Consider the following 25,306-nt stretch of genomic DNA (forward strand, 5'->3'; position numbering starts at 1 on the left):
AGTATAAAACTTCTTTCAACGACTATTTTACTATTTAGTTACTATGGGTAGATACGATTTAATAAACGTGGGAATGGGCTTGCTTCACGAACATGCTCAATTCCAGCTAACCAAGTAACCGTACGTTCTAACCCTAGACCAAAGCCTGAATGCGGAACAGAACCGTAACGGCGTAAATCTAAATACCAAGAATATTCTTTTTCATCTAGATCATGGTTACGAATTTGTTCTAGCAGGTAATCATGATCGATTGCTCTTTCAGAACCCCCGATGATTTCGCCATACCCCTCTGGTGCAATCATATCCGCACAAATCACAACGTCATCACGTGTAGGATGTGGTTTCATGTAGAATGCTTTGATTGCTTTTGGATAGTTTAAAATGAAGACAGGACGGTCAAATGAATTGGCAATAAACGTTTCATGCGGTGAGCCAAAATCATCTCCCCACTCAATATCGTCAAAACCATTTTTCTTCAACAACTCAACCGCTTCATCATATGAAATACGAGGAAATGGTAGTTGTGTGTATTTTTTAAGGACTTCTCTGTCACGTTCTAAAATATCTAAAGCATGATCACAATTATCTAATACATTTTGGACTAAAAATGATACATATTGCTCTTGTACTTCTAAACTTTCTTCTTGGTGCATAAACGCCATTTCTGGTTCGATCATCCAAAATTCAATCAAATGACGACGTGTTTTTGATTTTTCTGCTCTAAACGTTGGACCAAATGAGAATACCTTACCAAATGCTAATGCGGCTGCTTCCATGTACAATTGTCCGCTTTGAGAAAGGTAGGCTTTTTGATCAAAATAGTTTGTTTCAAATAAATCGGTCGTACCTTCTGCTGTACTGGCAGTTAGAATAGGCGGATCGATTTTTACAAAGTTGTTGTTATTGAAAAATTCATACGTCGCACGGATAATTTCGTTACGGATCTGCATGATTGCATGCTGACGAGACGAACGTAGCCATAAGTGACGATGATCCATCAAAAAGTCAGTCCCGTGCTCTTTTGGTGTAATTGGATAATCATGACTTTCACCAATGACTTCGATCCCTGTTACACCGATCTCATAACCGAATTTTGAACGGCTATCTTCTCTGATTTCACCAGTGATCCAAACAGATGTTTCTTGTGTTAAGCTTTTAGCTAATTGAAAGACTTCTTCCGGCACTTCACTTTTCACTACAATACCTTGGAAATAAGCTGTTCCATCACGTAATTGTAGAAAAGCGATTTTTCCGCTTGAACGTTTATTCGCGATCCAAGCACCTATTTTTACTGTTTCACCTATATGATTTTTTGAATCAATAATTTGAATTTGTTCCACGATCGTCTCTCCATTCATTCTATTCTTTTACCTATCCCGAATTAAGATATTGCTCTTGTTGATTTTTTCTCAATAAATAGTGCCATTCGTTTAGCTGCTTCTTTTAAAGTCTCTAAATCAGTAGCGTAACTAATTCGAATATTTTCTGGTGCTCCAAATCCAGCCCCCGTCACAAGTGCAACTTGCGCTTCAGCTAGTAAATCATCCACCCACTTAGTAACATCTGTATATCCGCACATCGTTAATGTTTCTTTGATATTTGGAAATAGGTAAAACGCACCATGAGGTTTTTCCAATTTGAAACCTGGCAATGCTGCAAATAGCGGATAAATTTCATTTAAACGTGCTTCAAAAGCTTGTCTCATGAATTCAACAGTGTCTTGTTCACCGACCAATGCTTCTATTGCAGCATATTGACTGACTGCCGTAGGATTACTGGTTGATTGTGACGCAATATCATTCATTGCTGAAATAATCGCCTCTGCCCCGACTGCATATCCAATACGCCAACCTGTCATGGCATAACTTTTAGAAACCCCATTGATTATGATCGTTTGTTTTTGAATCGCTTCAGATAAAGTTGCGATCGGCGTAAAGTCAGCTCCATTATAAACCAGTCTACCGTATATATCATCTGATACGATCAGGACATTGTTTAAGACTGCCCATTCGCCAATTTTACGTAATTCTGCTTCAGAATAAATCATTCCTGTTGGATTAGATGGTGAATTTAAAATCAATAATTTCGTTTTTTCAGTTTTTGCCTCTTCTAATTGCTCAACAGTCACTTTAAATTCTTTTTCCTGAGCACATGAGATGAACACAGGGACACCTTCAGCTAATTTAACTTGTTCACCGTAACTTACCCAATATGGAACTGGGATGATCACTTCATCATTCGGATTCAATACAGCTTGAAAAAGAAGATATAAGGCAAATTTAGCACCATCGGTTATGATCACATTTTTTGTCTGATAACGCAACTGATAGTAGGTTTCAATATGTTTTACAACTGCTTCTCGCAATTCTTTGATACCCGCAGAAGGCGTGTAATAACTTGCTTTTCCACTTTTGATGGCGTTAATTGCAGCTTGCTGGATATTTTTAGGCGTGGTAAAATCCGGTTCACCAACTGTTAAGCTTAAAATATCTTTCCCTTCAGCTTTTAAGGCATTGGCTTTCGCTGCCGCTGCCAGCGTAACAGAGGGTTCTAATTTTTGTGCACGTCTCGATATGTCCATAGTATCGCTCCATTCATTTTTTATCAGAAATAGTACTGTTCAGCACCAATAAATTCGATGATTTTTGACAATCATTAGCTTATTTCATCAAATACTTCTTATTATGCTTATTTTGTCACCTATCATTTTAACCCTATTTCGTCAGACATTTTTAATGACCATGATTTCTTCGGCATTTTCAAATGACAGTAGATAATAATTTAATGATCCGTCATCCCCTTTTGTCACGACCTCCCAAGTGGGTTTGTCATTATAAAGACCTAAGCTGATTTTTTGGATATTTTTTTCTTTATAGTCGGTTTCAATGATCTGGCGGATATTGTCTTCTACCACACCATCTTTTTGATTTAAGACTGTCACGTTTTCACCGGATTTTGGAATAATCACAGCTAATGATTCTCCTTTATCGTCTTTACCTGTCACGCTGAAGTATGTTTTTTTTCTGGTAAACCAATAAAAATGATCGACTGTTTCTAAATGTGCCTGTTCCTTTGCGATTTCCGTTGCTTCTTTTTCCGCTTGTCTTCTTGGTTGCGTTGAGCGAATATAGAAAATACTAATCATCACAATGATCACTAATAAACTCGCAATTATGCCGACTAAGATTTTGATTTTTCTTGATTCATTTTGATCTTCTTGTTCTTGCAATCGACTCGCCCTTTCCAAACTTACTGGCTACTATTATAGCAGAAAATCAATCAAATTTAATAGATAGCAGATAAATTTATTTATTTAAAAATTCTTTTAGTTCCATAGTTATTTCCCTTAGTGATTCTTCTTTGACTGGTAAATTTTTTGGCAAGGCTTTTAACATACGTTTACCATACTTAGCAGTCACTAAACGCCTATCTAAAACAACTAGCGCTCCTTTATCACCGTCGGAACGAATCAAACGACCTAAAGCTTGGCGTAAACGTAAAGCTGCTTTGGGTAAAGCTTCATGAGTGAACGGATTGACTCCCTTTTCTTCAAGATAGTCATAACGTGCTTTGACAAAAGGCCTTTTGGGATTTTCAAAGGGTAGTCGGGTTACGATCAAAAGCGATAATGCTTCTCCCGGCAGATCCACTCCTTCCCAAAAACTGTCAGCGCCTAATAAAACACTGTTTTTAGAATGGGCAAACCGTTTCAATATTTTTTCTCGACTACCGCTGATACCTTGCGCTAAAAGCTCTCTACTTTCATTTAAAAACTGCGGATGCAAACGATAGTAAACACTAGTTAAAATCTCATGTGACGTGAATAGAACCAACATTGAACGATCTTGTTGTGACAATTCTTGAATCACTGATGCGATATAAGCTGAAAATTCTGCAGTATTTGCCTGACTAATCGTGATCGCTTCTTTTGGAATATATAAACGAGCATTTTGTTCATAGTCATAAGGATCAGGTAGCGTTTTAAATAAAACATCTTTCAAGCCTAGTTTATTTGGTAAATACTTCTTATCGTTACCAAATTTCAAGGTACCACCTGTATACAAAATCCTCTGGTAACGGTCATACCAGGTTGTCTCTGGTAAAATGCTCGCTTCTAAATCATTGATTGCAAGCAAACCATAGCCTTGAGGTGCGGGCGTGTACTCTTTGATCCAATGTGGATGCCATTCATTAACATAAATATCAAAACAGCTGTAGATTGTTTTGATTCGTTCAAAAAACTGCAGTAAACTAACAAATATGATCCGCTCAGTTGTCGTATATTTTTCCAACTGATTCACAATCGACTGCTGCAATCTATTTTGAATTTCTTGCATTTCAGTCAAGAGAATCTCGATCTTTTGGATTGAATCCTCTCCATTTAATGATAACTGATCAAACAATGGCTTGGTCAATAAAACCGCATCTGTAATTTGTTGCTTATCATTTTTAAGCAGTTGGTCTATTTCATAAAAGAAATCGCTAAATTCTTCGACTAAATCATTTAATGCCTTAGAATAAATACGGACTAAGCGCTGTTCTTGTGAACCTGATTCGAAAATTTGGTTAATTTGATCAAATAACTGATCGTCTTCCAAATAAAGAGTTGCCTGTTTTTTAAAGGAAACATAATTAAATTGTCGATTAGCAATCTTTCCAGCGATATCAGGTAGATGATGTGCTTCATCAATGATTAAATAGGAACTTTTAGGTAACAGTGGGATTTCTCTTAGCGTCTCTTGAGATAAAAAAGCATGATTAACAATCAAAACATTACTTTGTCTAACTTTTTTATAGAGAAAACGCACAAAATCCTCTTGATACAATGAATCTTGATCAGATAAAAAATCAATACCTCGATGAGCAACATCCCGCCAAAAAACATGATTGAAATTCGTTAATTGTAGTTCATCAAGATCACCTGTATCTGTTTCTACTAGCCAAACTAAAACACCCATTTGATAAAGAGCATATTGTTTTTGCGGTATCGGATTTTTCAAAGTGGCTTTAAATCGCTGTAGATCTATATAATGGCGGTGACTTTTAATAATTGTCGCATGCAACGGTTTAGGACAAATTCGATTGGCTAATGGAATATCTTTTTCTATTAATTGATTTTGCAAAACAATAGAAACAGTACTGATAATAACTGGATTTTCAGGTGTTGCCAAATAACTTAAAGGGAATAAATAGCCAAGCGTTTTTCCAGTTCCGGTAGCAGCTTCAATAAATAAATTTTTATTTTCATCATTCGTAAAATGCTCATAAACTAAGTTCATCATTCGGCTCTGTTCTGAACGATAGCCGATTTTATCTGCAAAGACTTTTTCTTTTGTCTTTTTCTTTTGTGGGAAAATTGGTTTTCCGTATAGCTTTTCTTCATACAGCGGCACCACTTTTTTTCTCAAGGCAATCCCAGAAACGACATGTTGTTCATTTGCTAAAGGTTGAATATCTGTTTTCATTTCTTTATATATGTGATGGATATAGGTACTCGTATCCATTCCGGTTTGTTGGCTCAACTGATCGATCATTTCCATCGTGATCAGTGGTAAACGACGCATTTTTGCTTCGATCAACAATAGAAGTTCTGCTGTGACTTGCGCATCACTATCTGCTTGGTGAGGATTATCATGAATCAGACCTAAGCTTTCAGACAAGTCACCTAGACGGAAACTTTTTTCTGTCGGTAAAAATATCTGAGCCAACTCGACTGTGTCAATTCCTGGAATCTTTAATTTAGGTGTGCCACAACGGAACAGTTCTTGCGTTAAAAAGGAATAATCAAAGTAAATATTATGTGCAACAAATACAGTATCCGCTAATAGATTATAAATCGTCAGCGCTACATCTTCAAAATAAGGTGCTTTTTGTACGCGAGAATTACTGATCCCAGTTAGTTGCTGGATCTGTTTGGAAATAGCTTGATTCGGATTGATATCAGTTGCAAAACGGGAAATGATCACTCCTTCTTGGATCAATACACAGCCGAATTGAATAATCCGGTCCACCATTGGATCGGTTCCGGTTGTTTCTAGATCAACTACTGCATATATCTGCTTATCTTTCATGGACATTCCCGCCTTTCCTCTATCCTTGAAAAGTATACTACAAAATCAACTATTTTTTTAGTATTAGTTTGAATCGATATTTGATAAAGAAATTTCAATGACTGCTTTTATGTACGTTCATTCTACTTATTTTCTTATACGATCCCTTTTTCTATTCAACAAAAAAGTAATCACTCTTTATTTATTATCAGAATGACTACTCTGTTTTAAAAAGATTTATCTATTTAATTCTTTATTCATTTATTTTATTCATTTTTCGAATAAATTAAATACTTCGACTCTTTAATGAGGTCATCGTAGACAAAATAAACAGGAAATCGTATGTCGTTTTTTAAATAGAGCTCACTTATTCTAGGACCGATTTTTTTTACAATTGCTTTATTTTCTGCACTATCAACAAAAACAACGTAACTAAATTCATTTTGATTCTTCATCAATGCTAGAAAAACTTGGTCTATTGATGGCTCTTTTTCAGCATATTCAACGAGAAAATCAATTATTACTTTAGGTGGTATCTCTGGTTGACCTATTTGGATCGCGGTGTTCTCTTTTATAGTATATTGTGCTGTAAATACTGTACGGTTAAGTGTAACGCTATCGGAATGAGGATTTATCCAGATATAATCGATTACATTATTTGTTTCAAATAACTCGACCAAGCCATTGTAATCAATTGTTAGAAAACTGTCACTTTTTTTATAAGATGGAATTCTCTGAAAAACATCTGTATATGCTATAAGAAACTGTTCTCCTTGTGTTGTTACTGACACACTTAATTTATTATTTGAATTCACATCAATCATCAGACCAGAAGAATTTTTAAGCCACTCGACAATTTTGTGAATACTTTCTTCATTTCGTGGAAAATCAAAATAATTTTTGGGTTTATTTTTTTTAACATATTAAAAAACAACTTCTTTTTACCTAGCTTTCTCTTATTTATTTACATTAAGCAACTATTAGCCTGTCGTTTCTTTGTTAGAATAATACTTTATATTTTTATTGTTCCGTTTAGCGTAAGCAATTTCTTTTTTTGTACTTTCTCCAATATAGCCATCAACATCGATCACAAAGATTTCATCGGATATAGCTATTTTTTTGAAATGAATCCTTCCGAATAACGTAGCTTCTTCTTTCGAAATTTCACGGCTTTTATCTTGTTCAAAAAGCAATGGGCTTATTACTGCAAATCCTTTTCTAGTAAGCATTGCTTCACTTTCTCTGAACTCTTTTATAAACTTTGTTGAGCCACATAACGTAATGACTTTTATATCATTCATGAATGTACATCCTTTTTCTGGTCTTTGTTTGACGATATCTGCTTCATACGTATTTTTGCAAATCGCTTTAGGTTCTTCTTCAATGTTGGAAATTAGATATGAACAAATGAAACACTAAAATTCCTAACTTCAAAAAGATGTCGCTTCACTGGTCAAAATTATTCATTAACATTGATTTTTATTATAATATACTTGTATTTCAAAATATACTATAGAAGGTGAGTTTTTTATGAATATTAAGTATAAACAAAAAAAACTATCAATTGAACAGCTTAAAACAATCATTTGTAGATCGGGCATTCATCGACAAACGGACAATGATCAAAAATTAGAAAACATGATCAATCATTCAACATTATTGATTTCTGCATGGGACCAAGACAAAATAGTTGGTTATATTAGGGTTTTAACAGATTACGGCGATGTAGCATACGTAGCAGATTTGGCTGTTGACAAAGACTATTGGGATAACGGGATTGGTAGAGAACTAATGAACCAAGTAATTGAATTAGTAGGCACAGAGATACATATCGTTTTACTTGCTTCTGAATTGGCTAAAGATTATTATAGTAAATTGGGCTTTTGCCATGATCCCAGGGGTTATGTAAAATTACCCAAAAATCCTTCCCCTTCAGATTGGACTGTTTAACTAAGAGCAGCCAATACTGAATAAGAAATAAACTAAAACTTACTATGCTCACATTTTAGTATAGACAATTTAAATTTCACCGGTACCATCATACTACGAAAAGCAGTCTGAAAAAAATGAGCTTGGAACAGAAGCCTTTAACTCCGAGAAACTAATTTACCAACCCATTTCAACAGTTATAGGATTCTTACTATTTTTTTGAATGTTTACTAGACTGTTGTACCATATTGAATAGTGTTTGAAATTGACCTTTAAAAGACATTGTCTGCTCGAAAATATCTTCTCCATCGTTCAACATTTTTACAGTTACCCAGCCAAGAGTCTCTGTAATGGTACTGGCAACACTAGCATTGATTGCAGCACCGGCAACTGTTCCTATACCTGGAAGAAATTTGATGATATTACCAACGGCACTTTTCCCTAAGCCAACAACCACAATTTCTTTTCCAACACTTTTCCCCATGCTTTCAGACCATGATTGCCCAAATAGTTTATGTAAACGAGCCATCATTGTCAATTGAATCGGGACAAGTAAAAGAGCATCTGAAAAAGGGATTGGTGAACACCCTACTATTGCGGCAGTTAAGGATGCCGCATGAACCGTTTGGTGACACTTTTTTCGTGTATCTTCATCTACACCTTCTAAAAATTCATCAAATATACCATCAAATTGGCGTTTACTTTTAGCTAAGACTTTTTCCGCTTGCTCTTTTGATTTCCCATAACTACTAAGAATAATTGAAGATGTTTTTTTCGGGAATTTTTTTATGACTTCAGAAAAAAAAGAGTCAAATTCTTTTTCTTCTGCTTTATTTGCTGTAATTGACCGTTTACTTTCTTTTTGTTGCTCGCTTTTGATTGCTTTTTTTAGATCTGATTTCTTTTTGTCCGCAGCTTTCTTTCTGAAAATTTTTTTCATGTGTATTCCCTCCATAAGCTATGTATATCTTGCAATTGTTTTAATTATTATTCTTTCGTTTTATCATACATGAAAAATCTTATTTAACCAAAGGACATCACTTTTCAAACGAGAATACAGGATAAATAACCAGTAGATAATGAACTAATACTATCCTATTTTATTTTATTAAAGTTTTTCTTACTCTTAATTGTATTGACTGTTGTGTAGCATCATTTCTCAAATTGTTTTCAATTAGACTATAAAAAATAGACTGAGACAAAACGATTTACGTTTCGTATCAGTCTGGTAAAATATAGCATTTTTTTGTTACTTCTAATTAGTTCTCAACTGGCATTAAGCTTAGATTTTGCATATATTGATCCATTAAAATATACCCTTCTAAACGGCGCAGTAAATCAACCGAGCAACGGACTTTTTTGCCGAATAACGAACGGCTGTATGCAATTTCCCGCATTTCCTGCAGGAACTCATCTAAGGAAGAGACTAATCCACCGCAACTTAAACGACCGCAAATCAAGACATCTTCTTTTCGTTGTCTTAATACTTGCCCCCATGAATAATTTAAATATTCTGCTTGACTGATTTGTGCAAGTAGATCAGACCGTAAAACGCTTTTCTTTTGAACTGCGGCCTTTTTACTCCCTAATCGCATACGTTTATTCATAAAACACAAATAGATCTCATCTTCTAAGTTCTCCATCTCACTTTTAGTAAAATTCGGTACTTTTGCAGGAGCTTCAAAGATTTTACAAGCTTTTAATTGTTTTGAAAATCGTGGCCAGTTGCTTGGCGTCGCTTTTTTTGTTTTTCTTTTCTTAAAGACTAGCAACGTAAGATCTACAGGTTCAGATTTCGTATTTTCCGGTACTATTTCTTCCTTCGTATCCGGTTCAACGATCTCAGTCGCTTTTTCTATCTCGATTTGTTTACGTTTTAACTTGATTGATGAACGTTCTTTTTTTGATTCTAGATTATTTTCTACCTTTTTGATTGCTAAAATTGTAGGTTCTTCTTCTGCTTGGAAATCGTCTTGAATTGGTTTTTTCGCCAATTCGTGCTCCGACTTTTTTTCTGTTTCTTCCCCTACATTTTCTTCGACTACTTCTGCTTCGACTTCTTCTGGCATTTCTGACTCTACAGATTCTTCTGTCATAGCTTCATCGACCAGCTCATCTTCTATTGTTTCAGTTTCATCAAAATCAGAAGTCTCAACGAATGCTTTTTCTGATTTTTCTTCTTCGACCATTAAAGGTTGCGCTCTCTTAAGATGGATCGTCTGGATGCTTCTAGAAATGATGGGATTACTTTTAGGTGTATACATTTCGATTTTCCCATGATTGATCGTCTCTGTTAAATCACTGATCATTTTGCGTAAGCGGAAAATCTCATTGGATGTTTCAAGCATTTGCTTCATCATCCCTTGTATTTCCTCAGATTCCAATGTTGATTCTCCTCGAGAAACAAGCGCTCGGTCCTCTTTTTCAAGAGTAATATCCTCAAACCATTGCTTTAAGTTTATGCGAAGATCTCTTCTAGTCGGTTCAAAGCTTCCCATCAGTAATGTATAGTACATAACTTCCGTTTCAACATACATATAAATCTTTTTAACGACTAAAGCTTCAAATTCCTCTGATTCATCCCAGCTATCACAAATTGCGTCAAAAAACGCTTCTCCTTCAGCTAAGTTTTGATAATCTTTTGCTAAGTTTAACTTTCGCACTAGATAAAATGAATACGGCGTGTCTACATTATCGGCATAAATTTCACGGCCAAGATAATCGGGATCAACTTCTTTACAAAGGTAGGTTGATCGTTCTTCTTTTTCTGATTGACGTTTTCGCTTACTAATCATTCTCACTTCCTCAATTTTTTTCCTGTGTAAATCGTATCATCTTTTTAGAAAAAAAAACAGACTTCATACTCTATTATACCTATAAAAATAAAAAAATGTTCTCATTTTTTTACAAATATACGAAATTAAAAGAAAAACATCAGGCAAATTTCACTTTTGAACTTTATAAACTAAAAGATCATCCTATAAAATAGCCTGTATTTATCACTTGATATAAAAATAAAATCAAAAACAATTGTAAAAAAAGAGAGGCTAAGACATAACTCTACGAGTTATACCCTAGCCTTAAGGAATCCGAATAGTAACGGTTCATTAACGTTTTTTTACTTATCCACTACTTCTTTTTTCTCTTCTCTAACAGCATGAAGTCCTACTTTTATCTCTCGTCTTTTTTGAATCAAGACATAAATAAATCCAATCAAAAAGGGTAAAACAAAGCTGCCGAAGCGATATAATAATAAAGATGACACTGCATCAACAGTTCCAACTAACGGTTTAAATAGTAATAAATAAACAAATTCAAATGGACCAATTCCAGCAGGTGTCGGAAATACACCCGACAAAATAACGGCAAAACTAGTAAAAGAAAGGACCAAAAGAAAATCAATATTCGGATGATTCTCTACTAATACCACATATGGAATCACATACCAAAAAAGTAACTTCGCTACGTTCCAGCCAAAAATTCGAATCATGGCTGAACGGTCTTTAGTGATCGTTTGAACTGTTTCTCTTAAAGAATAAATTTGTAGATTGCATTTATCTACCCAATCTCGTAATTTTTTCCGCTTAAAGTGTTTATTCGTCCATTTTATTAAAATCAGTTGAAGTCTGATACTACTTGAAAGAATCAATAGTGAAAAAATAATCACAAATGTCAAGATAACACCGACTAAAATAAATGGAATCATTTTTGGCGCATGAGAATAAAATAAAGAAAACTGAAAAATCAATCCAAGTATCGACAGAAAAATAACAGCAAGTTTATACATGATCATGTGCAACGCTGTCACGCCAACACCTTGAGAAACCGCAAGACCTTTTTTTCTATAAAAATAAATTTCAGAAAGCAGTGTCCCTGTTCCAAATGAAATCACACGATAAAAGGCAACATAACATGATGTGAAAAAACCATCTTTTGTTTTGAAGTCTTCTTCAAAATGAGAAACAATCTCTTTGATCGAACGACCTTCGACGATTTGATAAATGATACCTAACAAGACGACTAATGTCACAACAATCCAGCTAGTATTCATTAATTGGGCAAAAATATCGCTAAGTGAATTATCCATCACGTAGATGATTATGCCGATAATAATTGCCAGCAAACCTATATTAAGAAAAACTTTTGTTTTAGAATTGCTTATCATAGTTTCTCCCCACTAAATTTGTATTCAAGATTATCTCTTATAACTAAAGTAAATAAAAGCAACAGCCACAAGTGTACCAAAGATAAAGAAAAAATAAAAGCTTAATTTTTTTGTTTTGTGATGAAAAAGTTGCTGAGCTACTAAACCACCGATTCCCCCTCCAATCAATCCTATAAATAAAAGATCAAATTCAGGAACCCGCCATTTTTTTCTTTTAGCTCGCTGTTTATCTAGATACATCACAAAAAACTCAACAAAATTTACAATCAACAAATATACCAACGGTAAATATTTCAACAACCCTGTCATTCATTTTCCTCCAAAAATTTATACCTTCAATAGATTACCTTGAAAGGCTAACTTATGTAACGTTCGTTCGGCAATCTAATAAAAATTGCTAATAAGATTCGGGTACAAAAACACTCAAACCATGTTTAATGACTTTCATTTGAACAGGTAGATCCTCACTAGGATCACCGTCTACACGAGTCCCCACTTTTTTTTCATTTAAGCTTTTGATCGTTATTTCAGCAGCAGTTATATATTTGATATCAGGAAGTTCATAGATTTTACCTACAATAATTTTAGGAAGATAAAACGCTAATTTGAAAAAGTTTAGCTTAGGTAAAATAGTTAAATGAAACAGTCCATCATCTGGCGATGCCGAATCATCAAAATTCGTATAACCACCGACAGAATTGGTCATTGTCACCGTGACCAATTGTGTTTTTCCTTGCCATTGTTCATCTTCCGTTTTTATTTCCAAACGATAGCGTTTTTTCTTAGCGAGTAATTTGAAGAAATTTTTCACAAAAATGAGTTTCCCATATTTTTGCTTGTCTTCTTGACTGATCCGAGCGGCTGTATCTGCTAAAATCCCAATTGTCATTGTGCTTATGATCACTTTTTGATTGATCATACCATAATCTATTTTTTTGGTTACTCCACCTAAAATAATAGCAGCCGCATCTTCAAATTTCACTGGAATACCCAAAACTTTTGCCATATTATTGACCGTTCCACCAGGTAATAAGCCAACATTTAAATGAGGCAACTCTTCTTTGAAATCTTCCACATTGTGATTGATCGTGCCGTCTCCACCAATAAAAATCAGCGTATCGATCTTTTCACTCTTTGCTTTTTCAACTGTTTTTTTACTATCACAATCAGGTCCCACTTGTTCTAATAAAAATTGTGTGTCGCTCTGACCATGATCTTTTGCATACTCTACAAACTGCTCTGCTAATTCTTTTCCTTTATCCTGACCAGATGTTTGATTAAAAAGAATCATTACTTTTTCCATTTCGATCACGTTTCCTTCCAATTTAAGAGTGACACAAGCTCGTCCAGTCTTGACAGAAAAACAGGAAGTAAGTCACTAGTTGTAACATTACTTCCCCTTTTCAACATTTATAATTATAAATAATCACAAACGTTACTTAGCATTTGATTCTGCAATTTTTACAATGACATCTGTTGCTTTTTCCATTGATTGTAATGAAACAAATTCAAAACGCCCATGCATATTTTCGCCACCAGCAAAAATATTAGGTGTTGGAATACCTAGATAAGAAATCTTAGAACCATCTGTCCCGCCACGTACAGGTTCAATCACTGGTTCAATTTCAAGCTCAATCATTGCATTCTTTGCTAATTCAATAATGCTCATATCTTTTTCAATGACTTCACCCATATTGTAGTATTGATCAAATAAATCGATTTGCACACGTTCTTGGTCAAATGGTTGATTGATGATTTCTTGAATTTTGAGAATCAGTGCTTTTCTAGCTTCAAATCGTTCATGATCGTGATCACGAATAATATAAGTCATATGAGCCTCTTCTGGTGTTCCGCTCATTTGAGCTAAATGGAAAAATCCTTCATACCCATCTGTCTTCTCTGGTACTTCATCTTGTGGCAGTTGATTATGAAAATCGTTTGCCAATTGTACAGCATTGATCATTGTGTTTTTCGCTGTTCCAGGATGTACATTTTTCCCTTGGATCGTCACTTCTGCCTGTGCTGCGTTAAACGTCTCATATTGTAATTCACCTACTGGACCGCCATCCATCGTGTAAGCAAAATCAACGTTGAATTGTTCTACGTCAAATTTATCCGCACCAACACCGATTTCTTCGTCAGGACCAAAAGCGACACGAATCGTACCATGTTTGATAGATGGCGTTTTGATCAAAATTTCCATAGCTGTCATGATTTCAGCAATCCCAGATTTATCATCTGCACCTAAAAGCGTTGTACCATCTGTCGTGATCAACGTTTGATCGGCATAGTTTTTCAGATTAGGAAAATCTGTTGTATTTAGGGTGAATTTGCCTTCTTTATCTAATTTGATTGTTGATTCACCATCATAGTTTTCGATAATTTGCGGATTGACATTCACTGCATTGAAATCAGCTGTATCCATATGAGCGATAAATCCGATCGAGCGAACCTCTTTATCTACGTTACTTGACAAAGTAGCGATAACAAAACCATTTGTTTCATTATAGATTACATCACTCATGCCAATTTCTTCCAACTCTTTTTTCAATGTTTGTGCAAACGCAACCTGTGTTTGCGTTGAAGGTGTCGTTTCACTTTTAGGATTTGAGCGTGTTTCTGTTTTTACGTAACGTAAAAAACGTGGCAATAAATTTTCATACATCATTGAATTCCTTCTTTCTGCTTTATCTGAATTTAAATGGATTCGTATTTACCTCTGATTCGATAAATTCTATAGTCCAATTATAATCTTTTTTCCATTGATTGAATAGCTCGACCAACTTGGGTTTACATAATTGTTCGATATAATGCCCTGGATCGATCACTGGTAAGCCTTCTGTCAGCATATCATGTCCGGTATGATAATAGACATCCCCTGTGATATAAACATCTGCTTGTGCTTTGATGGCATCACGGAAAAATTTTTCGCCACTACCGCCACAGATTGCAACGCGTTGAATCGGTTTTGTCTCGTCTGCGGCTACGATTCGCAAACCATCCAAATCAAATGTTTCTTTGATTTGAGACACAAAATCGTTTAAAGGAAGTGCTTTATTTAAGTGACCAACCCTTCCCAAACCATATTCTTTCGTGATATTTTCTATTCGATAGACATCATAGGCTGGTTCTTCATAAGGATGTGCTGAAAGCATTGCTTGAATGACTTTTTCTTGGATTGTTTCTGGAAAAATCACTTCGATTTTTGCTTCTTGGACAACTTCTTCTTTACCAATGGTCCCTATTGTAGGATCAGCATTCGCTCCTGGAGTAAATCTGCCTGTCCCAATCAATGAATAACTTGTATTCGTATAATCTCCTTGGTGGCCTGCGCCTGCTTGTCCAAGTACTTTGCGCATAGTTGCTGCATCATCTACAGGGACAAAAACAGCTAGTTTCTTATAAGTAATCGTATGCGTTTTTGTCAGATAAGTTGTATCTTGAATCCCTAACAGTTCACAAAACCAATCGTTTAGACCATTCTCAATAATATCCATGTTGGTATGGGCTGCAAAAACGGCGATATCATGCTTTAATAAATCAGCGTACATTTTTGTTTGTAAATCATCCGTGTCTAAGCGTCTCAATGGTCGAAAAATTGGTGGATGTTTGGCAATAATCAAGTCAACTTGCTTTTCGATTGCTTCTGCCACAACTTCTGGACGGACATCTAATGTTACTAACACTCTATTTAACTTTTTATTCAATGTACCGACATGTAAACCTACAGGGTCCCCTTCTTCAGCTAACCACTGAGGACAATAAGCTTCAAAGCGTTCAATAAATACGTTGCCGTCAAGACTCATTTGACAAGACCTCCTTGATTTCAGTGATTTCTTTTTCGATTTGTTGGATCCTACCTTGTTGATCACCAGTAGCTTTGGCTAATTGAGCTAAAATAGTTTCACGTTGTTTCAATTCGCCTTGCCATTTTTCACGAAAAATCGGTGATTGTTGTTTCATTAGAATTGGACCGAAAAGCCTTTCTTTTTCTGAATAAGCAATTCGACTTTCAATCCTTGAAGCTACAATGATTTCATAAATTTTATTATTTTCTTCTAAAATATCTTCTTCAACAATAGTATAACCATGAACGGTCAACCAATCACGCAATGGTTTTTCACCAATATTTGGTTGTAAAACTAAGCGTTCATTACCTTGAAGACGCTGATTGTTCCATCCAGCATCTAAAATATCACGTATCAAGACACCACCCATCCCACAAATCGTGATGGCCGTGATCTTGTCTGTTTCTTCTACGGCATCTAAGCCATCCGCCAAACGGACAATGATTTGATCCGTCAAACCATTTTTTTTCACTTGTTTTTTTGCTGCTTCATAAGGACCCTTTACGACTTCTCCTGCTATCGCAAAATCAAGTTTCTTTTGTAAAACTAATGCTACAGGTAAATAGGCATGGTCAGAACCGATATCCGCTAAACGGCTTTGTTCAGGGACTAATTCTCCCACGCGTGCTAGACGTTTTGATAATTGAGTTTCATTCATTCGACATATTCCTCCATCATTATTATACCATTGAAAAATCGGGATGAACACTTTGAAAGAAGGAATTTTTTCTTTTTATAAATTGATAATAGCAGACTTAAAACAAATAATCTGTCTTTTACAGGAAAAATGATTGCTTGTTAGTAATTCACTATACAAAAATTCCCTTTAAAGTTAGCTTTTCATTCTGATTCTAATAGAATGAGGCTGGTAAATAAGCGTTTAAGCTTGAAAATAAGCTGAAAGATTGCTTTTGTTTCACACTCATACACATGATTGTACGATAAAAAAATGTTTATATTCATCGAAACTACTCAACTCTTATCCTATGACTTTTTTTAGCTTGTCTTTCTTGACTTTCTTTTTTCAATTTCTTATACGCCTTTTTTGATCCTCGTTCAAGATCACGATTTTTTTTACGGTCATGATAGTCTTCAAATAAAGAATTCAGATCATAATTTGGCGGATATAGCTCAGTTGCACTACGGTCTAATTTTAATTGACGTTTATGAACGGTTATTTTTTCTTTTTCGACATAAATCACTACATCGTCTGTCATTTCCATCGTTGCATAGATTAAGCCAATTTTCTTTTTCTCCGTCCAAAAGACTCGATCCCCTTTTTCATAATTTGGAAAAATAGTTTGCTCTTTTTGTTTTTTGACTTTGTGAAGAGAAGTTTCTTTTTTAGTTGAATAGTTGCGCTCGTGTAAATAGTTATGGGCCTGTTTAACGACATGCTGATCTAAGTTCATTTTGTTTGCAATCCAAAAGGCATTACTTTCACCAGTTTCACCTAATATTAGTTGATATTTTGGTGATAAATTTACGGTATCAAATGCCATTGCTGCGGTCAGAAAGTCTTCATGTTCCTCAGAAAAACGTTTGATTTCTCCATAATGAGTCGTTGTTATAATGATACTGCCCTTTTTATAGAAAGCCTCCATAATCGCGATTGTTAAGGCTGCTCCTTCATTTGGTTCTGTTCCACTGCCGATTTCATCTAGTAAAATCAAACTGTTTTGTTTCGTTTTAGCAAGAATCTCAGAAATATTATGCATGTGGCCTGAAAAGGTACTTAGCGCATTCTCAATACTTTGCTGATCCCCAATATCAACATAAATCTGGTCAAAAATGGCAATGTTCGTGCCTTGATCAGCAATTATTTGTACACCGATCATCGTTTGCAACGAAATCAGGGCAACGGTTTTTAGCACGACCGTTTTTCCTCCCGCATTTGGTCCAGTGATGGTCAAGCCACGGTAATCTTTTCCTAATGATAGATTCAACGGAACAGCCGACTCACCTAACAAAGTATGTTTCACATTGACAAATTCAACGATTCCTTCTTGATTGATTTCTGGTTCGATTCCATTGATTTCTCGACTAAATTTCGCTTTAGCGACTATCATATCGTATTGTGCAATGACTTCCACATTTGAGTGGATCGAAGTCATTTGTTCTGCAATCAAACCAGTCAATGTCGCTAAAATCTGATAAACTTCTGTCGCTTCTTCCATTCTCAGCTGATATAATTTATCATTCAATTTCGTAACTGTTGCGGGTTCAACAAAAACAGTCGTTCCTTTTGATGAAGTATCTATGATCATTCCTGCAATTTGATTTTTATACGCTGCTTTGATCGGTATTGTATAACGATCATTTTTCTTAACAACCATTGCTTCTTGAATTTTTGGTTTATTTTGTCCATTTCTAAGAAATGCGTTCAATTTCAATTCAATTTCTTTTTCGCACTCTTGAATAGCCCGACGAATTTTACGAAGTTCACGGCTGGCATCATTTTCTACTTGATTATTGCGTATGACATGATAGATTTCGTCTTCAATAGTGGAAAATAATTGTAATGAATCACTATATCTAGCTAAAAGTGGGGCAATAAATTGATTTTTTTGCATAAATGACTGAATCAAACGGCTACTTCTTAGGAAATCAGCATAGCTGACTAACTCATTCGGCTCTAAAATAAATCCTTTTTCTACTTGTTTTGTCAGATGCTCGATAGCATTCAAGCCCATAAAGGGGACATGTAAGTTCGCTTGGAGCAGCGCTTTTGCTTCTGAGGTTTCTTGTAAACGTTTCTTGACCACCTCTAGTTGGCTACTTGGCTGTAATGCTTTGATTCGCTCTTTTCCATAGTAACTGATCGCGTATGTCATCAGTTTTTCTTTGATAGTATTAAATTGCGTTTTATTACATGTTTCTTGATTCATTAGTATCTCCTTCTCTTTTAAGAGATACCTATCTTTTTTGAATAGGCCAAAGAATTTCCTTCTAACTGAATATAGTTTTATCGATTAAATGAACACAAAAAAGGGATGAAGCGTCCCTTCATCCCTCAATAATCAATCAATAAAGATAGATATACTACAGTCTATCAGGTGATTTTATATGAGTTAAGATAGGTATCAACATAGGTACGCTAAAGAAGCCATCTAAAAATGGTTGTTTATTCTTCAGCTATTCATTTCCTTTAGTTAGATACTTACACTCACAAAAACACCTCTATGCTTTCTTTGGTTATTCATTTCTCGTTAAGAGTATACTTCATTTTTTTTAATCGGTCAACAAATGCAGTTACAATCGTACCAACTCTTGATATAGGTTCAAGTATAACTGACTTGATTTTTCCCAGCTAAAATCCTGTGTCATGGCGGTTCTCATCAAATGCTCCCAGGTTTTAGGTTCCTTAAAATATAGATCGATCGCCATATTAGTACTATAGAGTAAATAATATGAACTAAACTCAGAAAAACCAAAGCCCGTTCCTTCTTTTGTGACTGGGTTGAATGGCGTTACAGTATCTTTGAGTCCACCAATTTCATGGACGATCGGCAACGTCCCATAACGCATCGCAATCATTTGTGACAATCCACATGGTTCGGTTGCAGACGGCATCAGGAACAAATCTGAGCCGGCATAAATCAATTGCGCCAAATCAACGTCAAACGTAATATTCGCTTTAAATTTAGTCTCGTACTGTTGAGAAAAATGGTTGAAGGAATTCTCGATTCCAGGATCACCAGTTCCAAGTAATACTAATTGAACATCTTTTTCCAGTAATTTAGCTAATTCTTCTAGCATCAGAGGAAATCCTTTTTGAACCGTCAAACGACTAACGACTCCTATCAACGGTACATCTTCACGAATTGGCAAGCCCATTTTTTCTTGCAAGACCTGTTTGTTTTTCTTTTTTCCTGATAGCTCATTTATCGAAAAATTGACTGGAATCGATTGATCTGTCTCCGGATTATTCATATCGTAATCAATTCCATTTATAATCCCACTTAATTTATCTTGCTCAGTTCGTAAAATAGCATCTAGACCAAAACCAAAATCGGGTGTTTTTATTTCTTCAGAGTAGGATGGACTAACTGTATTTACCCGATCAGCATACAAGATACCCATCTTTAAATAATTGAGATCCTCTCTAAAATAAGCAGCACTATAATTATCCAAAGCTATTCCAAAATAATCTGGCAACAATTCTCGACTATATATCCCTTGAAATTCAATATTATGAATGGTCAAAACCGTATTGATCGTTTGGTATGCTTCAATCCACTGGTATTTTTCCTTCAATAAAAATGGAATCATCGCTGTATGAAAATCATTGATATGGATAAGATTGGGTATATAGTTTATCTTCTCTAACATCTCAACGATTGCAATTGAAAAAAAGGCAAAACGCTCTCCGTCATCATCATATCCATATAGATTTTCACGATCAAAATAATACGAATTCTCAATAAAATAATACGTTAGATTATTCATAACGAAACGTTTGATACCACAATGTTGTTGTCTCCACCCAACTGCTACATAAAAGTCAGTCAGGTCTTCACACTGTATTTTAAACGCTTCAGGCATTTTAGTGAAGTATGGAAGAACAACAGACATTTTTGTTCCTTTTTTAGCTAACTCTTTGGGTAATGCACCCGCTACATCACCTAAACCACCTGTTTTAAAAAAAGGCGCACATTCTGCGGCTGCATATAATACATTCATCATTCCTGTCCTCCAATAACATCTACTTCCACTAAATGATTTTTACTTATTACGATAGGATTTTGAGCTGTTCCAGAAATTTTCACACCCGCTTTAACTGTGACATTTTTATCCAATATAGCGTATTCAATCACTGCATCTTCTTCAATGTGCGCATTTGACATGATAATCGCTTGTTTAACTTTAGCACCTTGTTTGATTGTCGTTCTCCTTGAGACTAAACTGTTGTCCAAACTGCCTTCTATGATACATCCCGTTGCACATTGACTATTTTTCACACTGGAGCTTTCTGAATAATAGGTTGGCACTTCGTTTTTACGTTTTGTGTAAATCTTTTGTTTTGTATGCATCAATGCATTGAAGTTTTTTTCATCTAACATATCCATATTCGCTTGATAATAAGAAACAACATCATTGATGCTACTTAAATATCCTTTATATTCATACGCCGTCGTTTGAGTATGCGTTATTTTTTCTCCCATAAATTCAATTAGACTTGTTGGGCTATTATTTATCTGACCGATCGTTAATTGCTCGATCAGCCATTCCGTTTGAACAATAAAGATATCCATAGAAAGATTCAATCGGTCCTCTTTTTCTAAAACCTCATCAAACGTTTGAACTTTTTCGACATTGCCTACTTGGTTGACTTGAATGATCCGATTTTTTCCTAATAATTTTTCGGATTCCATCTGTTTGTATACCACAGTCATATTGTTTTGTTGTTTTTGATGCGTTTTTAAAACAGCTCGAAGGTCAATAGAACAGAGCATATTACTGCCCATAAAAACCGTATACTCAGATTCTGATTTCTCAAGATAATCGATGATCGCAGCGTAATAAGGCAATCCTTGTGCTTTTTTCTTTAAAAAATCTTGATAGAAATAGACAAAATAACTATTTTGCAGAGAATCTAAATTCCACTCTTTCCCTCCGGCGATATGATCAAAGACAGATCTCGTTTCTCCTTCGTTAAACACCATAAAAATTGAATTGATATTGGCATTAGCAATACTTGAAAGAGGAAAATCGATCAACCGATATTTACAATCAAAAGGTAAAGTGTCTAATGGTCGCTCTTCTGTCAACGGTATCAATCCTTTAAACTTTGAGACGTTGCCTAAAATAGCACACATTTTTTTAGTCATCATCGCTTTTTCCTCCTATCACTTCAGAATAACCGATTACTTCAATATCATTTTCTTTATAGACTACTGTATTATCCCCAATGATCGCATTCTCACCGATAATCGCATTTTTGATTTTGACATTTTTTCCAATCGTAGCTCCCGGCATGATCACACTACTTTCAATCGTTGAGCCTTTCTTTACTTGAACACCAGTTGAAAGAATACTGTTTTTAACTGTTCCTGCTACATAACAGCCATCAACCACCAATGAATGACTAACAGATGCTGTTTCAGTAATAAAATGTGGCGGTGAAATAGTGTTTTTTGAAAATATACGCCATCTTTTATCCCGCATATGCAACTCATTTTCCAGACTAATAAATTCCATGCTCGCTTCCCATAACGAATCAATCGTACCAACATCTTTCCAATAACCATTAAAGCGATAGGCATACACATTTTCGCCTGCTTCCAAATAAGATGGAATCACATGTTTTCCAAAATCAAGCATTTGACCATCCTTTGAATAATTGTTTAGCAATACGCTTCGTAACCGCCCCCAATTAAATATATAAATCCCCATTGATGCTAAGTTGCTCTTGGGTTCTGCGGGTTTTTCATCAAACTCAATAATACGATCATGTTCGTCAGTGTTCATAATACCAAAACGTGAGGCTTCTTTAAGCGGGACTTCAAGAACGGCTACGGTCAATGAAGCATTATTGGCAATATGTTCTTCAAGCATTGCTTCATAATTCATTTTATAAATATGATCACCAGATAAAATCAGTACATATTGTGGATCCATCTGATCGATATAAGAAATATTTTGATAAATCGCATGAGCAGTTCCTTCAAACCATTTTTCCCCATCCGAACTGGAATATGGTTGTAAAATCGTCACACCAGAATCAATACCATCTAATCCCCAGCTTGATCCATTTCCAATGTGATTATTCAACGAAAGTGGTTGATATTGTGTGACGACACCGACTTTTTTGATACCAGAGTTAATACAATTACTCAGTGTAAAATCAATAATTCGATATCTACCACCAAAAGGTACCGCAGGTTTAGCGATATTCTTCGTTAGCTTTCCTAGACGTGTTCCTTGTCCTCCAGCTAAAATCATTGCAAGCATTTCTGTTCCCATCTATTACGGGTGGAAATCCACCCTGCCCCCTTTCAAAAAGCCTATTTTTTCCTTTAAAATCAAGAATTTTATCTATTTATCTCGTTACTTTTTTTACTCGTGTATTGATTTGTTTTGGTTTCAAAATTATCGCTCCAAGAGACGGTACGATCGTCTGGATTTGATACTCAAATTGTTTAAACGATTTATTACTTGTTTTACTTACTTGATTTGGTTCGATCCAAGTTCCGCCAAATTCTTTCATCTCCGTGTTCAACACTTCTTCATACGTTCCTGGAAAAGGCACACCTATCGTAAAATTCTTTCTTTCCACTGGTGAAAAATTCAAAATAATGATCAGAAAATCTTTTTTAACCTTCCCTTTACGAATAAAACTTAAAACTGTTTCCTCCTTATTATCAGCGTCAATGATTTCAATTGTTTCTGCAAGGTGATCAAATTCCCACAATGCTTTTTCATTTTTATAGAACCTATTGAGCGTTTTTGTAAAATGTTGCATCGCACAATTCATTTCATCTTCAAGATCAATCCATTCTAAACTGTCCCCAGACTTCCACTCCAAAAATTGCCCCCATTCACTCCCCATAAATAAGAGTTTTTTTCCAGGATGTGTCATCAAGTAAATGTACAGATTGCGAAGTTGGGCAAATTGTTTATACCGATCTCCCCACATTTTATGCATTAAACTTCTCTTTCCATGGACGACCTCATCATGAGAGAGTGGCAAAATGTAATTTTCATTCATCATATACATAAATGAAAATGTAAGGAGGTGAAAGTTGTATTTTCGAAAGGCCGCATCCATTTCATAAAAACGAAGGGTATCATTCATCCAACCTAAATTCCATTTGTAGTCGAACCCTAGACTACTACTTTCAATACTTCCAGTTATTTTAATCTCTGAGGAACTTTCTTCTGCGATCATGATTACATCAGGATGTACATTTTTAATAACAGCATTTAATTTTTGTAGAAAGTAAAACCCTTCCCAATCACGATTTTCTCCTTCTTGGTTAAGTAGCGAAGGTCCTTCATCATAATCAAGATAAAGGATATTCGAAACAGCATCAACTCGAATACCATCGATATGAAATACATCGATCCAATAGAATGCACTGGAAATCAAGAAACTTTGAACTTGTGGTTTACTTAAATCAAAATTAAGCGCTCCCCAACGAACATTTTTTGCTCGAATCGGGTCATCATATTCAAATTGCGGTGTTCCATCATAATAAGCTAATGCATCATCATTGATACAAAAATGACCTGGCACCCAATCAATCAAAACACCGATATCATTTAAATGACAAGCTTCTACAAAATCTTGAAATTCAACTGGCGTTCCATAATACGAGCATAGTGCAAAATAACCGATCAATTGATAGCCCCAAGATTCGCCTAAAGGATGTTCCATCAAAGGCATAAACTCAATATGGGAAAACCCCATTTCTTTAACATATGGAATCAGTACATCTTTCAATTTTTTAAAGGTAAAAGGTGTTCCATCCTCTTCAAATTTCCAAGAACTTGCATGGACCTCGTATATATTGAGTGGTTTTTTAAAATGATCCCGTCGTTTCCTCTGACCTAGCCATTGCCCATCACGCCATTTTTTCTCAGGTACAGTGTAGAGTATAGATGCATTATTAGGGCGTTTTTCGAAAAAAACTGCGAACGGATCGATTTTAAAAATTTCTCTACCATCTGACTGTTTCACCAAATATTTATACAGATCACCTTCTTTTGGTACTGTTGTAACTATTTCCCAGACACCAAATTCATCATCCTTTTTCATAGGTATCGAACGATCCCAGTGATTAAAATCACCCACTAGCCAAATTTTTTCAGCATTTGGCGCCCATACTCGAAAAATAATGCCTTCTTGATTCTCGCAAACTGTCTGGTGAGAGCCAAAATAATGGTGGCTATAGAAATTTTCACCTGTTTGAAACAGCTTCACCGGGCTTTTTTCAGTAGACATTCATCTAGCCTCACTCTCTTAACCTCAACGACTTTTTATTAATGATGATTAAAAATAATAATAAATTTATTTTATTATAAGCAAAAAAGTTACAGAAAATAGTTTTCCTTTCTGAGTATTGCAAAAGAAAATACAGTAAAATTCCTGAAACTATAACTAATTTTAAGCTTTTAATAAAATAAATATCCTTTACTACTTCCGTGTACTAAAACTTTTCTTCATTATTCCATTCTTAAAAAACTAGATTATTAAATAAGTATGAGTGTTTCTTTCTTAAATCTAACAACAAAATAAAAAAAAAGAAAGAAATAGACCTTTAAAACGAAAAAAATAGGTAGGAAGCAAAAGTAAAATCTACTTTTGCTTC

At 35.1% G+C, this 25,306-nt stretch carries 20 protein-coding genes; 1 reads left to right on the top strand and 19 read right to left on the bottom strand.

Annotated features, from left to right (window positions below; all coding sequences use genetic code 11):
* Positions 1 to 41: 41 nt before the first annotated feature.
* The 6 genes from asnS to AC4BC4_RS09965 all read right to left on the bottom strand — a co-directional run bounded on the left by asnS (position 42) and on the right by AC4BC4_RS09965 (position 7,351).
* A complete protein-coding gene (gene asnS / locus AC4BC4_RS09940; RefSeq protein WP_490475580.1) occupies positions 42 to 1,340 on the bottom strand; it encodes an asparagine--tRNA ligase in 1,299 nt (432 codons plus the stop codon).
* A 41-nt stretch (positions 1,341 to 1,381) separates the two neighbouring features.
* Complete coding sequence (locus AC4BC4_RS09945) at positions 1,382 to 2,581, bottom strand: pyridoxal phosphate-dependent aminotransferase (protein WP_490475581.1); 1,200 nt, start codon at positions 2,579 to 2,581, stop codon at positions 1,382 to 1,384.
* A gap of 141 nt (positions 2,582 to 2,722) precedes the next feature.
* Positions 2,723 to 3,229 (bottom strand): cell wall elongation regulator TseB-like domain-containing protein, encoded by a 507-nt coding sequence (locus AC4BC4_RS09950; protein WP_490475582.1) that lies wholly within the window; start codon positions 3,227 to 3,229, stop codon positions 2,723 to 2,725.
* Positions 3,230 to 3,305: 76 nt separating this feature from the next.
* Positions 3,306 to 6,071 carry a helicase C-terminal domain-containing protein gene (locus AC4BC4_RS09955; RefSeq protein WP_490475583.1) on the bottom strand — a complete coding sequence of 922 codons (2,766 nt, stop codon included), beginning with the start codon at positions 6,069 to 6,071 and terminating at the stop codon, positions 3,306 to 3,308.
* 245 nt (positions 6,072 to 6,316) lie between these two features.
* On the bottom strand, positions 6,317 to 6,841 hold the full coding sequence (locus AC4BC4_RS09960) for an enhanced serine sensitivity protein SseB C-terminal domain-containing protein (protein WP_490475584.1): 525 nt from the start codon (positions 6,839 to 6,841) through the stop codon (positions 6,317 to 6,319).
* Between the two features lie 189 nt (positions 6,842 to 7,030).
* Positions 7,031 to 7,351, bottom strand: a complete 321-nt coding sequence (locus tag AC4BC4_RS09965; protein WP_490475585.1) for a hypothetical protein — start codon at positions 7,349 to 7,351, stop codon at positions 7,031 to 7,033.
* Between the two features lie 229 nt (positions 7,352 to 7,580).
* On the opposite strand from AC4BC4_RS09965, the gene AC4BC4_RS09970 reads away from it, so the two are divergent.
* Positions 7,581 to 8,000: a GNAT family N-acetyltransferase gene (locus AC4BC4_RS09970; RefSeq protein WP_490475586.1), complete on the top strand. Its 420-nt coding sequence runs from the start codon at positions 7,581 to 7,583 to the stop codon at positions 7,998 to 8,000.
* A gap of 190 nt (positions 8,001 to 8,190) precedes the next feature.
* Here the strand turns inward: AC4BC4_RS09970 and AC4BC4_RS09975 are convergent, their stop codons facing one another.
* The 13 genes from AC4BC4_RS09975 to glgB form a co-directional block, all read right to left on the bottom strand.
* A complete protein-coding gene (locus AC4BC4_RS09975; protein WP_490475587.1) occupies positions 8,191 to 8,919 on the bottom strand; it encodes a YcjF family protein in 729 nt (242 codons plus the stop codon).
* Positions 8,920 to 9,238: 319 nt separating this feature from the next.
* A complete protein-coding gene (locus tag AC4BC4_RS09980; protein ID WP_490475588.1) occupies positions 9,239 to 10,774 on the bottom strand; it encodes a hypothetical protein in 1,536 nt (511 codons plus the stop codon).
* 323 nt (positions 10,775 to 11,097) lie between these two features.
* Complete coding sequence (locus tag AC4BC4_RS09985; protein WP_490475589.1) at positions 11,098 to 12,144, bottom strand: lysylphosphatidylglycerol synthase transmembrane domain-containing protein; 1,047 nt, start codon at positions 12,142 to 12,144, stop codon at positions 11,098 to 11,100.
* Positions 12,145 to 12,174: 30 nt separating this feature from the next.
* Positions 12,175 to 12,453 (bottom strand): DUF1294 domain-containing protein, encoded by a 279-nt coding sequence (locus tag AC4BC4_RS09990; protein WP_490475590.1) that lies wholly within the window; start codon positions 12,451 to 12,453, stop codon positions 12,175 to 12,177.
* Between the two features lie 88 nt (positions 12,454 to 12,541).
* Complete coding sequence (locus AC4BC4_RS09995; RefSeq protein WP_490475591.1) at positions 12,542 to 13,447, bottom strand: diacylglycerol/lipid kinase family protein; 906 nt, start codon at positions 13,445 to 13,447, stop codon at positions 12,542 to 12,544.
* 132 nt (positions 13,448 to 13,579) lie between these two features.
* Entirely contained in the window at positions 13,580 to 14,809 is a 1,230-nt protein-coding gene (gene pepT, locus AC4BC4_RS10000; protein ID WP_490475592.1) for a peptidase T, read from the bottom strand.
* Between the two features lie 22 nt (positions 14,810 to 14,831).
* Complete coding sequence (locus tag AC4BC4_RS10005) at positions 14,832 to 15,950, bottom strand: Nif3-like dinuclear metal center hexameric protein (protein WP_438756647.1); 1,119 nt, start codon at positions 15,948 to 15,950, stop codon at positions 14,832 to 14,834.
* Positions 15,940 to 16,650: a tRNA (adenine(22)-N(1))-methyltransferase gene (locus tag AC4BC4_RS10010; RefSeq protein ID WP_438756648.1), complete on the bottom strand. Its 711-nt coding sequence runs from the start codon at positions 16,648 to 16,650 to the stop codon at positions 15,940 to 15,942. Before AC4BC4_RS10010 ends, AC4BC4_RS10005 begins: the two co-directional genes overlap by 11 nt.
* A 310-nt stretch (positions 16,651 to 16,960) precedes the next feature.
* A complete protein-coding gene (locus AC4BC4_RS10015) occupies positions 16,961 to 18,880 on the bottom strand; it encodes an endonuclease MutS2 (RefSeq protein WP_490475593.1) in 1,920 nt (639 codons plus the stop codon).
* A 364-nt stretch (positions 18,881 to 19,244) separates the two neighbouring features.
* Positions 19,245 to 20,675, bottom strand: a complete 1,431-nt coding sequence (glgA, locus tag AC4BC4_RS10020; RefSeq protein WP_490475594.1) for a glycogen synthase GlgA — start codon at positions 20,673 to 20,675, stop codon at positions 19,245 to 19,247.
* Positions 20,675 to 21,826, bottom strand: a complete 1,152-nt coding sequence (glgD, locus tag AC4BC4_RS10025) for a glucose-1-phosphate adenylyltransferase subunit GlgD (RefSeq protein WP_490475595.1) — start codon at positions 21,824 to 21,826, stop codon at positions 20,675 to 20,677. The genes glgA and glgD overlap by 1 nt, the downstream gene beginning before the upstream one ends.
* Positions 21,816 to 22,958, bottom strand: coding sequence for a glucose-1-phosphate adenylyltransferase (locus AC4BC4_RS10030; protein ID WP_490475596.1), 1,143 nt, complete (start codon positions 22,956 to 22,958; stop codon positions 21,816 to 21,818). The genes glgD and AC4BC4_RS10030 overlap by 11 nt, the downstream gene beginning before the upstream one ends.
* A gap of 76 nt (positions 22,959 to 23,034) precedes the next feature.
* Entirely contained in the window at positions 23,035 to 24,939 is a 1,905-nt protein-coding gene (gene glgB, locus AC4BC4_RS10035; protein ID WP_490475597.1) for a 1,4-alpha-glucan branching protein GlgB, read from the bottom strand.
* Positions 24,940 to 25,306: the final 367 nt, after the last annotated feature.

This window comes from Enterococcus sp. AMC1086, assembly GCF_058216575.1.